We start from the raw sequence: 14608 nt of genomic DNA, 5'->3' as shown, positions 1-14608 counted from the left end.
ATTCACCCATTCAATTTATAGATTCAGAAGATCGTTTAAAAATTTCATATTTTAACAAAAAGAGTCCTCTTTCACAAGAAGACTCTTTCCCTCATTTTATTTCACCATGCTAATTTTACCTTTTGATTTTCTGATTGCCAGATTTCTTTTCGGCTGCCCGATAAACCAGTATGCAGCACCAACAAACAATGCACCGCCAACAATATTTCCGAGTGTTACCGGTATTAGATTATGCACGAGTCCAGCCCAAGTAATGGTCTCGGGATGTGGCAATAGCAACGCCAATAAAAGCACGGTCATATTCGCGATACTATGTTCATATCCGGAGGAAACAAAAGCAAATAGGCACCAAAAAATAAGAATGATTTTAGCCGATTCACTTTTGGTTTTCATCGCCATCCAAATGGCTAAACATACCAGCCAGTTACAAAGGATTCCCCGAAAAAATAGATTAGAAGTAGATAAGTGCATTTTTTTGTTGGCAGCTTCATACAGAAAATGATCCATCGGAAGGTTAGAAAAAATTCCTGATCCGATAATTAATAAGCACAATACGAGAGCACCAAAAGCATTTCCAGCATAACAGTATACCCAATTCCTAAGTGTATCTATTATGGTTGACTTACCGGATAACGTGCTGATTGTATAAATCATATGATTTCCAGTAAATAGTTCAGCTCCAGAAAACACCACCAAAAGCAAAGCTAACGCGAAAGACACACCCATGATCATTGTAGTGAACGGAGACTTCACAGCCGAAAATTGCCCGCCTAAGATAAAAATAAGGACAATGCCAAATCCCACATAGGCACCTGCAAGACTGGATGATAATAAATAACGCATAGGATATTCCAGAATCATCTTTGTTTTTTGTTCTGCTAAATTCCCCATTGTTTCTAGCGTTTCCTTATACATATTCGAACTCCTATCCATAATGCTGTATAGATGTAAAAATAAAGTTACCTTCAAAGGAAAGAGATTCACCAGAAAAAGAAGCTTCTAAGTTATTAAGTTGCACTTTGTCCTTTAGATTCCTTATGAAGGACTTTTCCTTGGCTTCCCTGCTCCTTTTTGTCCTTCAGAACCCTTATGAAGGACTTTTCCTTGGATTTCCTGCTCTTTTTTGTCCTTCAGAACCCTTATGAAGGACTTTTCCTTGGATTTCCTGCTCCTTTTTGTCCTTCAGAACCCTTATGAAGGACTTTTCCTTGGCTTTCCTGCTCCTTTTTGTCCTTCAGAACTCCTATGAAGGACTTTTCCTTGGCTTCCCTGCTTTTTTTGTCCTTCAGAACACGTACAGTGCTTTTAATAAAAATTCTCATAATCACATCTATTATTTTCAAAGAAAGTATTCCACAATCACCCAGAACAAAATCGCTATTTATATGCTAATCAATTAAAAGTATTGAAGTTCTTTTATACAGCCGCTTGATTGAAACCAATCCAGCTTTTCTCTTAATTTCACCACTTCTCCCACCACAATAATCACCGGAGACTTAAATTGTACTTGCTCGGCTTCTTGAGCAATATTCCACAATTGGCCGCTAAGTACCTCTTGCTTGTCCATCGTTCCCCATCGAATGAGAGCTACAGGGGTATCGGCCTGTCTGCCGTACATCATTAATTGCTCCTGGATTCTGGGCAGATTGCTCATTCCCATGTAGAAAACGACAGTATCGACACCCTTAGCCAAATGCTCCCAAGGGATATCCGGTGCATCTTTGTCCGTTCTGCGGTGTCCGGTAACAAACGTCACAGAAGCTGCGTGATTCCGGTGGGTTAGAGGAATGCCAGCGTATATGGGGGCTGCAATGCCTGATGTAACACCAGGCACGATTTCAAAAGGAATGTGGTGATCAGCGCAATACTCCGCCTCTTCCCCGACACGGCCAAATATGCTCGGATCCCCGCCCTTTAATCGGACAACGGTCTTTCCCTGCCTAGCGTAATCGACTAAGATGTCATTAATTTGCTCTTGTGGAATGGTGTGATGGTCCTTTCGTTTTCCGCAATCGATTCGCACCGCCTCTTTTGGTGCATATGCCAGAAGCTCCATGCTAAGCAATCGATCATAAACCACCACATCTGCTATGCCAAGTACCTCCATCCCTTTAACCGTGATTAACTTCGGATCTCCAGGTCCAGCCCCTACAAAAAAAACTTTGCCTTGTTCCCCCATATACGAGCACCTCTTTTCTTTTTATTTCACCATATTATGTCAGAATATAAACGTCGTCACCTTCAACTGCTACTTTATACGTTTTCACACATCCGTGATCCGGAGCTTGGACCTGGCCGCCTTCCAAATCAATTTTCCAATCATGGAGCGGACAGAATACAAATTCCCCTGAAACGATTCCCTCTGCCAGCGGACCTTCCTTATGAGGACAGCGGTTTTCTACTGCCTTGAAACGACCATTGGAAAGTCTAAAAACCGCCAAAGCAATTCCCTGTACTTCTACAACCTTGCCTACATCTACTACGAAGTCGTTAACTACTCCAACCTTCACTTGTGTTTTAACACCCATCAGACTTCCCCCTCCTATTTGACATTTACAGTATCAAACATTTTGCGTACTTCTTGTTCCTCAATGGCTTCTTTCCACGGATCTTTGGTTACAGCCAACGCTTTATCCATCCGCTCAATTAGTTCTTGACGCATATCCGCATCTGCAAGAACCTTCTTAATCTCTTCTAAGCCGACACGTTCCACCCAGTGAGACGTTCTTTCCAAATACTTCGCCGTTTCTCGGTAATACTGCATAAATGCCGCAGACCATTCCAAGACCTCTTCTTTCGTTTTGACCTTTACGAACAGGTCACCGCCACGCAAATGGACACCGCCGTTTCCGCCGACATAAAGCTCCCAGCCGCCATCTACTCCCACGACACCTATATCCTTGATGCCAGATTCGGCACAATTACGCGGGCAAGCTGATACAGCCATTTTTACCTTGTGAGGAGTCCATAGGCGTTCGAAACGTTTTTCCATATCAATCCCCATTTGGATCGAATCCTGTGTGCCAAATCGGCAAAAGTTTTCTCCGACACAAGTCTTTACCGTACGTAAGGCTTTCGCGTAAGCATGACCAGAAGGCATATCTAAATCGGCCCACATATTAGGAAGATCCTCTTTCTTCACGCCTAATAAGTCGATTCGCTGACCTCCTGTAATTTTTACCATCGGAACACGATACTTATCGGCAGCATCGGCAATTTTCCGCAGTTGTTCAGGATTAGTAACTCCTCCATAGATCCGTGGAACAACGGAATACGTTCCGTCATTTTGGATGTTGGCATGAAGCCGCTCATTGACAAACCGAGAATGGCGCTCATCCTCATGATCTTCCGGCCAAACCATACCCAAGTAGTAATTCAGAGCTGGACGACATTTCGAGCATCCACCTTCGTTTTTCCATTCCAGAACATTCATAACCTCTTTACTAGTGGTCAGATTTATCGAACGAATTGCCTCCACGACTTCATCTCGACTTAACGTGGTGCAGGAACAGATTGGTTCTTTTTCGTCCGCTTCAAAACTATCTCCCAGCGTGCACTGCAGCAACTCCTGAACCAACGGCTTACATCCTCCGCAGGATCGGGAAGCTCCTGTACAACCCTTAATTGCTTCTACAGAATCCAATCCCTGCTCTTCGATCGCTTGGACAATAGTTCCTTTGGTCACACCGTTACAGCCGCAGATCAATTCATCGTTCGCCATGTCAGCTACTAAATTGGAAGAACCGCTCTTCTCGCCGTCGCTTTCTCTGCTAAGCAAAGGCTTCAATTCTGCAGCATCTGCTCCATTTCGAATCATCTGGAACAAACGTGATCCGTCGCTTGTATCTCCAAAGAGCACCGCACCGATCACCTTATCGTCCCTGACGAGAACCTTTTTATAGACTCCGCTGAAATCATCTTGATAACGATAAGCCCGCGTATCTTCTTGATCGACAAATTCGCCAGCTGAGAATACGTCGACGCCTGACACTTTCAATTTCGTAGATAAGACCGATCCTTCGTACGGATTCGTTTCCACTCCGCTAATACGTTTGGCAAGCACTGCACCTTGTTCATACAGCGGGGCGACCAAGCCATATACTGTACCGCGATGCTCCGCACACTCTCCAACCGAGTAAACATTCTTAACATTGGTTTCTAGATAGTCATTGACGACGATCCCGCGGTTCACTTCAACGCCATGCTCTTTAGCCAAAGCGACATTCGGGCGGATCCCCACAGCCATAACCACCAAGTCTACATCCAACTCGCTTCCATCTTTAAAACGAAGTCCTTCCACACGATCGGCACCGTATAACTCCTCGGTTTGCTTACTCATCAAGAACTTCATGCCCTGATCTTCCAACTCAGCCTGAAGTAATTTACTAGCAGTTGGATCGAGCTGGCGTTCCATTAACGTATCAAAAACGTGGATGACCGTGACGTCCATTGAAAGATTCAATAGGCCGCGAGCCGCTTCCAATCCCAATAAGCCGCCTCCGATGACAGCTGCCTTCTTATATTTTTTAGAAGCTTCTACCATCATCTCGCAATCTTTTATATCTCGGTACGATATAACTCCAGGTAAATTAACACCTGGCAAAGGAAGCATAAAAGGGTTTGAACCGGTAGCCAAAATCAAATCATCGTACTTCTGCTCGATGCCTCCATCGGTATAAACACATTGATTTTCAGTATCAATCTTCGTTACCGTTTGGCCGGTATGCAGCTGAATGTTGTTGTCCTTATACCAATCCCAGTTATTAATGATGATATCCTCAAATTTCGAGTCTCCTCCAAGTACATAAGAGAGTTGAATCCGATTATAGTTTGGGTGGGGCTCAGTTCCAAAAATAGTAATATCGAATGATTCATCTGAAATCTTCAATATATGCTCAATGCAGTTGACCCCTGCCATTCCATTCCCGACTAACACTAGTTTTCTTTTACTCACGATTCTCTCCTCCTGACACTTTTAGTTCTGTTCTATTTTATATAGAAGTCAAGAATACCTCTATAAACGTGTCAGGTTTTCTAACATGGAATATTATCGCAGTTTACTAGTATTTTATGGTTATGATAAGATAGAAGCATCATGTTTAATAGGAAGGTATGACTTTTGTGAAAGCACCCTTGTCAAAGGACGTTTATGAATACTTAGCGGAATTTAGATATCAAATAAGAAAATTTCTTCACTTTAGTGAAGCTGCTGCACGAAGTCATGGTCTCACTCCCAAACAACATCAGCTGTTATTGGCCGTTAAAGGATTTCCCGGACGGGATTATGTCACACCCCGTGAATTAGCGGAACGTTTGCAAATTACTCACCACGCCTGTGTAGGTCTAATTGATCGATGCGAACAGCTTGGCCTAGTAAAACGGAGGCCAAATCCGGAGGATGGCCGGAGTGTATTGATCGAAGTAACCGATCAGGGTCTTGAAATACTGCAAACTCTATCCGGGATCCATTTGGAAGAAATTAAGCGCACTCGTTTTTTTAAGGAATAGGCTGACTTTTTTATTAAAACGAGGACTTCCGCTTCCAATTTCATAAATCAATAAATTCCTCCTTCTCCTTTTTCCCGCTTGATCTTATCCTTTTCTTGCTTTTTAGAAGCGTTTTTGGCGTGGGCCATCTCTTCCCGATACCAAGAATTTCATGCGTACATATGCAATGCATTCTATCTTACTAATAATTTAATTAGTAAGATGAATAGCTGAACACTCTCTGCTTTTTTTCTCCCGACTTAAATAGTAATAAGGGAAACTTTTTAAATAATACAGCACTGGATGACCGTCTTTTTTAAAAGGCGGCATTTATTATATTTATATACCAAATGCAACTTGTTCATGGTTCGGATCTTAATTAAACTTTAGATGTCCCATAAAATATCCTATTATGTAGCAAAGGAGAAAATTTTATGAATATTCGTCAAATTGTAGATCTGTCAGTACCTTTAAAAGCCGGTATTCCATCTGACCCACCAGGTGCCCTACCCAAAATTGACTATTTCGATCATAAACAAGGAGCTGAACAACTTATAGAAAGCTTTCCTGGACTTTCTTCCAATGATCTTCCTGGTAATGAAGGTTGGGCAGTAGAAAAAGTTAATATGACGACGCATGCTGGAACTCATATTGATGCACCTTATCACTATCGTTCTGTTTCAGATGATGGCAAGCCAATGTTGACTATAGATGAGGTTCCTCTTGATTGGTTTCATGGCCCTGGTGTTAAATTAGATTTTAGACATTTTGAAGATGGACATGTCATCTCTGCGAAAGAAATTAGAGAAGAACTTAGCCGCATTAACCATAAATTGATCCCTGGTGACATTGTGCTTGTGAATACATCTGCTGGTGCAAAATATGGGGAAAAAGATTTCTTAGAAAGTGGTTGTGGAATGGGTCGCGAAGCAACGCTGTATTTAACTGAGCATGGTGTGCGACTGGTTGGAACAGACGCTTGGAGCTGGGACGCACCATTTAATCATACCGCCAAGCGCTACGAGAATAAAAAAGATCCCTCCATCATTTGGGAAGGACACTTTGCTGGAAGTAAAATTCCTTATTGTCAAATTGAAAAGCTCGCTAATCTTGAGCAATTGCCTGCTACTGGTTTTTATGTCTTTGCTTTCCCAGTTAAAATTGATAAGGCATCCGCTGGTTGGGCGCGTCCTGTCGCAGTTCAATTCTTTTAATTTATTTTTAACTAAAGCGTGCGAAACCGTAGTTTCGCACGCTTGTTGTAAAACATAATTAATAGAAAAAACATTCTTATGTGTTTTAAAAAGCTGGATATTACTTACTCTGCTCATCATCTATTTGAGTTTCTACTGGAACACGCTTGCCTATTCCAAAAGCATAGTAGCTAATGACAACGAGAGCTAGGAACACAACTCCTACAACAAGCGATATACGTGTGTCCTCATTAAACCACATACCGATTAATACCATAATTAAAAAGGCAATCGTCAAATAGTTGGTAAAAGGCGCAAAAGGCATTTTGAATGGATGTTTTGCCATTTCGGCTCCTTTTACTTTTCTGAACCGAATTTGACTAATAAGGATGACAAACCAAGGCATCATTCCCGGCAGCACACTTGCACTGTACACGTACACAAATATATTCGGCGGCGAAATATAACTTAAAACAACGCCGATTGCTAAACCAATAAGAACAGCAATCGTACCAAATAACGGGACACCATTACCGGAGATTTTCTTAAAAAATTTAGGCGCTTGTCCATTCACTCCCAATGTATAAAGCATACGCGTTGCACTGAAGATACCGCTATTGCAGCCGGACATTGCTGCTGTAATGACGACAAAATTAATAATACCGGCGGCTGCTGTAATTCCTACTTTTGCAAAGGTCGAAACAAACGGACTGCCAAGTGAATCAAGCTGGTTCCAAGGATAAACTGTGACAATAACAAAAATAGCACCTATATAAAAGATTAAAATACGCCAAATAATACTTTGAATCGCGCTTGTTAATGTTTTTTGAGGCTCTTTTGCTTCGCCGGCTGTAATCCCAATTAGTTCAACCCCTTGATAGGCTGCAATAACAAGAGATAGAGCAAAGAAAAATCCTGACCAGCCGCCTGTAAAGAAGCCGCCATGTGACCAAAGGTTTGATAAACCGATTGCGCCGCCTTCGTTTCCAAATCCGAAGAAAATAAGGCCAATCCCAGCAATTATCATTAATACAATCGTAACGATTTTAATCATCGCGAACCAAAATTCAAATTCACCAAATGATTTAACGGAAATTAAGTTCGCTGCTCCAAGAATAACCATTGCAATGATACTTGGTATCCAAGCAGGCATATCTGGGAACCAGTACTTCATATATGTTCCAACTGCAATTATTTCAGCCATTCCAACGATAACCCACTGGAACCAGTTACTCCACGCAGTCATATAACCTGCTAATGGATGTATGTACTTATGACCAAAGGTCGCAAACGAACCTGTACTTGGCTCTACATATAACATTTCTCCCATTGCGCGCATTATGAAGAATATAAATATTCCGCAGATCGCATAAGCAAGCAGGACAGACGGACCCGTCCACCCGATTGTGCTGGCCGAACCCATAAATAATCCGACACCAATCGTACCACCTAATGCAATCATCTGAATATGACGTGCTTCCAGTCCTCTTTTCAGTTCTTGATTTCCCACTTCATTTCCTCCTCTTACACGTTTAACAGACCAAATTCAAGCATACTGCAATACGCTCTCAGGTTCGGTCTCGAAATGAAGAAGCAGGCGTTACTTTTTTCAATTTACCTTAAAAGTTTACTCCTAAAAACATTCTTCACATCTTTATTAAGCATTTCTATCTATTAGAAAGGTTCTTGCTTTCATTATTATCTCCAAACACCTATTTATTAATAATAAACACCCTGAAGGATATTCTTTTCAGGAAACACACAGAAATAAATGTATATGAATTAATATATAAAAACAAAAAACTACTTCCTCCGATTTCCCCAAACCCTTCACCTCTTAGCTTCACCCTATTGGCAAAAGAGAATAATGATTTCCATAAAAAAAAGACCGAATTCTCACCTGTATCCGATCCCGAATATTATTGAATTAAAAAACTACCCAAATGTAATGTTCTCATTTTATTTCACCTTCAATAGGCAAAACTTTTTCACAGAGGGACGAAGAATGATATAGGGAAATACAAATATTCAATTAATTTACTTTCAACCGGCTTCTCTCTAACGTTTTACCCATCAAAATTTACTAAGCAATCGTATCATTTAGCAACTCAAACTAGCAAGACAAAATTTCTTTCCAAAATCTACACCAGGAATCCTGCAGTCAGTTTAGTGAGTTATCCGTTACAACCGGTGACTTCGTTTTAGACCGAGGTCGCTTGTGGGTTGCCAAGATTGCAATGGTCGCTGTCAGGAAGACAAGCAGCATCAGGATGCGAGGAACCAGAGCATCTGCCGGATTAGTTGTGAGTCCTTCGAGGGGTATGTAGATATTGGCCGGGAACATCACAACAAGCAGGACAGTAAGCCCGCCGGCTGCCCATGAGACAGTCGGCCGCAACAGCAATCCTACAGCGCCGGCCAACTCCAGCAGACCTGTGATGGTAACGATCAAGCCGGGGTTTGGCAAGGTTGGCGGAACCATACTGATGAGTTCCTCACGCATCCCGACGAAGTGAATCACGCCGGTCAGCACAAACATAGCAGCTAATCCGCCTCGAAGAGCAACCGGCCATTGCCGCAGACGGCTCACCCCCATTGCTCCTGCGCCGAGGAGCGCCAGCGTGACAACGACAAGCACGATAAGCGGTGCCATCGAAATACCTCCTATCATTCGAAATTTTATTGAATCTTTTTGCCTGCAGTTTACAGAACCTAATCTTCAAAACTTTCACTAGAGCATTATTAATAACAAAGAGATTTAAGAGATACTCCATCGGAACTCTCAGTGGTCGAGTCTGCATGTCCTGCGGCGAAAATTTACGAATTATTGCAAGACATATACATAATCGAACTTACTGTATGGGATCGGTTTCGCTAATAGCGTTTAGGTACTAAACACTATCATGAACGGCAAGTCCGATCCGCTGCCCACCCATAACGTTGGAGACCTGAGGAATTCGTGAAAGTACTATTAAAAAAAGTAATGAAAGCGTTATTATTGCGGATAAAACGGTAAGATAAACCTGTAAGTTACTAATGCAATTTTGGGGCCCGTTTTGACTGCACGGTCGATCAGAGCCGCGATAGGAGCGGCGAGGCGGGCCGGAGTTCCGCTGTAGAGGGATCTGGGCCGCGGATCAACGTACTAAGTGCCTCCGCCATGCCCTTCTTGGTGTCAAGAAAATCCACGAATAGCAGCAGCCATTCGCGGAGCGCCGCCACCGGCTCCCGCTCCATCATCAGTTGTGCGGCCGCATCAATCAGCGTATCGGTCTCCTGTCGGTACACCGCCTCGATCAGTGCGTCGCGCGTCGGGAAGTGACGGTAGAGAGTGCCGATGCCGACCTCCGCCACGCGTGCGACCTGCTTTAGAGTGGCGGCTGCGCCCTGAAATCGCTGCTCGCCCGATTCGTCAAGATCGCGCTCGCGATAATACTGAAGAGATGCTCAGCTCGTGGCGCGGACGAGGGCTGGTCGCCGAGCCACGCGAGCGCAGCAGCTAGCGAGAACAGGTCATCACCATCCATGTCGGTACGCGCTAGACCCTCGGCCTGAGCGCGAGTGAGAAGCCGCGTGCCTGCCGTGCGCATCGTGACGCACGAAGCGTGGAGTGCGGACTTCGTGTCCTCCATGGCTGCCATCATCGCCGCCACAACACCTTGATAGTTGCCCGCGCATGCAATGACGTCGCGTAGCCACGACACGAGTGCATCATCGGGTGAACTCGCAGTTTCGAGCTCACGTGCCTTTGCCGTCAGCTCGTCGAAGCCTGCGCGGAGCAAAGCTTCGAGCAGCGCCTCTCTCGTCGGGAAATGACGATACAATGTGCCGAGCCCGACGCCAGCTCTGCGAGCGATGTCGCGCAGCGATGCATCGGCGCCATGCTTGGCTACAACGACGCTCGCGACTTCAAGTATGTTCTCATAGTTTTTCTTCGCATCGGCTCTCATGTGCCTCCTCCTTGACAATCGGAGCGGCGCTCCGTATAATTATAAACGGAGCAGTGATCTGTTTATGTGGAGCACTGCTCTAGTAAGGATAACACATCTGCGTGAAAGGAGAAAAGCGATGTCTACAGACACGATGAAGACGATTCGGCTGCACGAATTCGGCGGCCCTGAGGTACTGCGTTATGAGGAGGCGCCGCTTCCCGAGCTGAAGCCGGGTGAAGTGCTTGTCCGCGTTCACGCGGTTGGCATCAATCCCCCCGACTGGTACCTGCGCGACGGGTATAAGATGCTTCCTCCTGAGTGGCGGCCGCCGGTGCCCTTTCCCGTCATTCTGGGGTCGGACGTGTCGGGCGTCGTCGAGGCGGTAGCCACGGATGTGCAGGGATTCTCCGTCGGCGATGAAGTTTTCGGCATGGTTCGCTTTCCTAGCTTTGGGGAGAGCGCTGCTTATGCCGAGTACGTCGCCGCGCCAGCGTCTGACCTTGCACTCAAGCCGGCTGGCATCGATCACGTGCACGCCGCAGGGGCGCCGATGGCAGGCCTCACCGCGTGGCAGTTCCTGATCGAGCTGGGGCACAATGAACCGAACCCGCTTCAACCGGAGATGCATCGTCCGGTGCCGCTCAACGGCAAGACGGTGCTCGTCAATGGTGCCGCGGGCGGCGTGGGGCACTTCGCGGTGCAGCTGGCTAAATGGAAGGGTGCGCACGTCATCGCGGTGGCATCGGGCACGCATGAGTCGTTCCTGCGCGAGCTCGGTGCCGACGAATTCATCGACTACACCAAGAGCCCTCCCGAGGACGTCGCGCATGACGTTGATCTCGTCCTCGATACCCTCGGTGGTCCCACCACCGGTCGTTTCTTGCGTACGCTCAAGCGTGGCAGCGCTTTGTTCCCGGTGTTCTTAGGCTTCTCCGACGCCGAGGAGGCCGCGAAGCTAGGCGTTACGGTCTCGATGACCCAAGTGCGCTCGAACGGCCCGCAGCTGGCGGAATTCGGGCGCTTGCTCGATGCCGGGATGGTTCGCGTCGCCATCGACAGCACGTTTCCACTTGCCGATGCTCGCAAGGCGCACGAACGAGCCGCCCGTGGGCACATCCAAGGCAAGATCGTGCTCACGGTCGCGTGAGGACGACAGATCGAATGATCATCGCACTCCTCGTGGAACGTCGCAAAGTTTCGACGTTCCACGAGCCGACGAGCGAGTACCGCGAATGAGCTTTGAAGAAGTTTTCCAATTTAATTAAGCAAAAAAGATGAACAAAAATGATTGTACTCATGGGTTACCTTCACCTGAATCCGTCTGATGTGAATGAGTTCACTGCAGACGTTCAGGCCATCAAGTTGTGAAAGTTTACCATTTCAGACTAAATAATTTTCAATCAGGGTTGACGAGCTCTAAACGACTTTTACAGGAACGCAGATTTCACAATAATCACTATAAACCATATCATCAATGTATCTTTCAAAAATCGGCTTGGTATCAATTTGATAGCCACTGTTTAGTAGTTCGGAAAAAATTTCAGTCCACGCTTTTTGAATGTCTTCAGCTGTATGTTTGACTTTGTAAATAGCATATTTCCCGCCAGGAAGTTCACTTTCACTAACGGAATCATTAATTTGATAATCGTTTGAAATAACGATGCAGGCATCATAGCGACAGTTTTCAGGAGAAGTTGTTTCAGGGTTGTCTTGCGAAATTCCAAGTATTATTGCTGTTTTGGCAAGAAGATTGTTCTCCTTAGCCCAGTTTTTTAATTTTTTCATCGCTTGGACATTATCGGGACCGTATGGACCAACTTGTCGCACATATGCAATTCGGTATTTCGGTAAGTTTTCAATCTTGATATTCATATTCTTTTCTCCTTTTATATCAATATTTACTACATTCCAAAATTTATCATGATATAAAAAAAGAATCATCTAAATTTTTAAAATTATCACTTTTCCGGGCCTTCTCCTTTTTTTGAGTACCTTCTTGGTAATCAAAAACTATCGGAAATTTTCTTATTTCGAGCAAATTGAGTCGCATCCGTTTTCTACCACTTTTCTATATCCATGTTCTGAGGAGAGTTTTTCAATTTCAAGCTTTAGCTGGTTTTGAAAGCTTCTACTCTTTCTTATTCAAGCAAATACTTTGATTCATATATGTCCCAAATCTTAAAATATTATTGAAAGGAGTGAGCAGTTATGAGTAAATCAATTCCAGAGATCACACTTAATGATGGTCTTACCGTGCCAGCTATCGGTTTTGGTACATATAAACTGAATGGAAATGAAGGTGCCAATGGGATAACAAGTGCAATTGACGTAGGCTATCGACTAATTGATACTGCTTATAATTACGAAAACGAAGGAACCGTAGGTGAAGCCGTTCGACGCAGTTCTACTCCAAGAGAAGAATTAAGAATTACATCAAAATTACCAGGTCGCTATCATACTTATGATAAAGCTGTGACGACCATTCAAGAATCCTTATACCGCGCAAATCTAGATTATTATGATTTATATCTTATTCATTGGCCTAACGCTAAGCAAGATCACTACGTGGAAGCTTGGCAAGCATTAATTGATGCTAAAAAATGGGGATTTATTCGTTCTATTGGTGTTTGCAATTTCTTACCTGAACATATTGAGCATTTAGAAAAGGAAACTGGCGTTTTGCCAAGTATTAATCAAATCGAATTACATCCATTTTTCAACCAAGAAGAGCAAAGAAAGTTCCATGAAGAGAAAAACATTGCGACAGAATCTTGGAGTCCATTGGCTCGAGCAAGTGAAGTCTTGCGCAATGACACGATTCAACAGATAGCTAACAATCACAACAAGACGATTTCTCAAGTTATTTTACGTTGGCATTATCAAATCGGGGCCATTTCAATTCCTAAATCTGCATCTCCTAAACGACAACTCGAAAATATATCAATCTTTGACTTCTCCCTAGATGAAACAGAAATGAAAATTATCGCTGAATTAACTCGCCCAGATGGCAGAATTAACGATCAAGATCCTGCTACTTATGAAGAATTTTAAATAATTGTAGTAAAAGCGCATCACTTTTAAGAATAAGTGGTGCGCTTTATTTTTTATTAAGAAGAGATTCGCAACTTACATGAAAACAGCGGATTGGCTCATTCTAACTGCATTTAGTCAAAAGAGAGGTTTATATTGATTGCAACGTCGGTCGAATCACAATTTCGTTAACTCCGACATCCTCAGGTTCATTAATTGCATGTGCAATTGCTCTTGCGACACTGATTGGAGAAATGCTCGGATAATCTTGGAATTGAGGTTCACTAACCGCCCCAGTCGCTGTCATTCCCGGTGAGATATTGGTCGTCCGGATACGAGAGGTCGGCGATTCTTCCTGGCGCAGCCCTTCCGTAATGGCGCGAACGGCAAATTTGGTGGCGCTGTATACAGTTGTAGTTGGAATGACCTTATAACCCATAAGCGAGGAAATGTTGATAACATGTCCTGATTTCTGTTCCCTCATTGTCGGCAAAACCGAAGCTATACCGTACAGGACTCCCTTGATGTTCACATCAATCATTTGATCCCAGTCATGGATTTTCAGTTCACTCAACGCAGAATTTGGCATTATTCCAGCATTATTTACAAGAACATCGATTCGGCTATACTGTTTCAATGCAAACTGTGCCAGCTTTTGCATGTCTTCTGCAGAAGTCACATTGGTTTGTAAATAAACAGCTTCACCGCCTTCCTGTTCAATTTCGTTCACGATGGTTTTTAGACGTTCTTCTCTTCTTGCACCTAAAACAAGTTTTGCTCCGTTTTTGGCCAATAACTTAGCTGCTGCTTCTCCAATTCCGCTAGATGCTCCCGTTATAATGATCACCTTAGACTTCAAATTTTCCAATTGCCATCGCTCCTTAAAGAGATTTGTTGGTTGTTTCCTTACTGTATATCTCATTATTCGACAGCGTTTTTTCATGCAATATTTTTAAACATTTGTTG

The 14608-nt window shown here is 44.0% G+C and carries 14 protein-coding genes; 4 read left to right on the top strand and 10 right to left on the bottom strand.

Annotated elements, in window-relative coordinates; all coding sequences use genetic code 11:
- Positions 1 to 96 precede the first annotated feature (96 nt).
- The 4 genes from JOC74_RS13935 to nirB form a co-directional block, all read right to left on the bottom strand.
- Positions 97 to 915, bottom strand: coding sequence for a formate/nitrite transporter family protein (locus JOC74_RS13935; RefSeq protein WP_053605289.1), 819 nt, complete (start codon positions 913 to 915; stop codon positions 97 to 99).
- Between the two features lie 481 nt (positions 916 to 1396).
- Positions 1397 to 2179, bottom strand: a complete 783-nt coding sequence (cobA, locus tag JOC74_RS13930; protein ID WP_053605287.1) for a uroporphyrinogen-III C-methyltransferase — start codon at positions 2177 to 2179, stop codon at positions 1397 to 1399.
- Between the two features lie 34 nt (positions 2180 to 2213).
- Positions 2214 to 2531, bottom strand: coding sequence for a nitrite reductase small subunit NirD (gene nirD, locus JOC74_RS13925; RefSeq protein ID WP_053605286.1), 318 nt, complete (start codon positions 2529 to 2531; stop codon positions 2214 to 2216).
- A gap of 11 nt (positions 2532 to 2542) precedes the next feature.
- Positions 2543 to 4954: a nitrite reductase large subunit NirB gene (nirB, locus tag JOC74_RS13920; RefSeq protein WP_053605285.1), complete on the bottom strand. Its 2412-nt coding sequence runs from the start codon at positions 4952 to 4954 to the stop codon at positions 2543 to 2545.
- Positions 4955 to 5121: 167 nt separating this feature from the next.
- On the opposite strand from nirB, the gene JOC74_RS13915 reads away from it, so the two are divergent.
- Together JOC74_RS13915 and JOC74_RS13910 are read left to right on the top strand one after the other, a co-directional pair.
- Positions 5122 to 5508, top strand: a complete 387-nt coding sequence (locus tag JOC74_RS13915; RefSeq protein WP_211086188.1) for a MarR family winged helix-turn-helix transcriptional regulator — start codon at positions 5122 to 5124, stop codon at positions 5506 to 5508.
- Positions 5509 to 5921: 413 nt separating this feature from the next.
- Positions 5922 to 6701 carry a cyclase family protein gene (locus JOC74_RS13910; protein WP_053605283.1) on the top strand — a complete coding sequence of 260 codons (780 nt, stop codon included), beginning with the start codon at positions 5922 to 5924 and terminating at the stop codon, positions 6699 to 6701.
- Positions 6702 to 6801: 100 nt separating this feature from the next.
- Here the strand turns inward: JOC74_RS13910 and JOC74_RS13905 are convergent, their stop codons facing one another.
- From JOC74_RS13905 to JOC74_RS13890, 4 genes are all read right to left on the bottom strand, one after another.
- Positions 6802 to 8190: an amino acid permease gene (locus tag JOC74_RS13905; protein ID WP_053605282.1), complete on the bottom strand. Its 1389-nt coding sequence runs from the start codon at positions 8188 to 8190 to the stop codon at positions 6802 to 6804.
- 651 nt (positions 8191 to 8841) lie between these two features.
- Entirely contained in the window at positions 8842 to 9333 is a 492-nt protein-coding gene (locus JOC74_RS13900; protein WP_053605281.1) for a DoxX family protein, read from the bottom strand.
- Between the two features lie 419 nt (positions 9334 to 9752).
- Positions 9753 to 10034, bottom strand: coding sequence for a TetR/AcrR family transcriptional regulator (locus JOC74_RS13895; protein WP_053605280.1), 282 nt, complete (start codon positions 10032 to 10034; stop codon positions 9753 to 9755).
- Between the two features lie 14 nt (positions 10035 to 10048).
- Entirely contained in the window at positions 10049 to 10630 is a 582-nt protein-coding gene (locus JOC74_RS13890; protein WP_053605279.1) for a TetR/AcrR family transcriptional regulator, read from the bottom strand.
- 118 nt (positions 10631 to 10748) lie between these two features.
- Between JOC74_RS13890 and JOC74_RS13885 the strand changes: the two genes are divergently transcribed.
- Positions 10749 to 11759: an NADP-dependent oxidoreductase gene (locus tag JOC74_RS13885; RefSeq protein WP_053605278.1), complete on the top strand. Its 1011-nt coding sequence runs from the start codon at positions 10749 to 10751 to the stop codon at positions 11757 to 11759.
- A 269-nt stretch (positions 11760 to 12028) separates the two neighbouring features.
- On the opposite strand, the gene JOC74_RS13880 is transcribed toward JOC74_RS13885, so the two are convergent.
- Complete coding sequence (locus JOC74_RS13880) at positions 12029 to 12484, bottom strand: AraC family transcriptional regulator (protein ID WP_053606178.1); 456 nt, start codon at positions 12482 to 12484, stop codon at positions 12029 to 12031.
- 336 nt (positions 12485 to 12820) lie between these two features.
- Here JOC74_RS13880 and JOC74_RS13875 point away from each other — a divergent pair, with 336 nt between their 5' ends.
- Positions 12821 to 13663: an aldo/keto reductase gene (locus JOC74_RS13875; RefSeq protein ID WP_053605277.1), complete on the top strand. Its 843-nt coding sequence runs from the start codon at positions 12821 to 12823 to the stop codon at positions 13661 to 13663.
- A gap of 130 nt (positions 13664 to 13793) precedes the next feature.
- Here the strand turns inward: JOC74_RS13875 and JOC74_RS13870 are convergent, their stop codons facing one another.
- Positions 13794 to 14510 (bottom strand): SDR family oxidoreductase, encoded by a 717-nt coding sequence (locus tag JOC74_RS13870; RefSeq protein WP_053605276.1) that lies wholly within the window; start codon positions 14508 to 14510, stop codon positions 13794 to 13796.
- Between the last annotated feature and the right edge of the window lie 98 nt (positions 14511 to 14608).

This window comes from Bacillus capparidis (assembly GCF_017832095.1).
Taxonomy (GTDB): domain Bacteria; phylum Bacillota; class Bacilli; order Bacillales; family Bacillaceae; genus Bacillus; species Bacillus gobiensis.
This window is presented reverse-complemented; position numbering and strand designations above follow the sequence as displayed.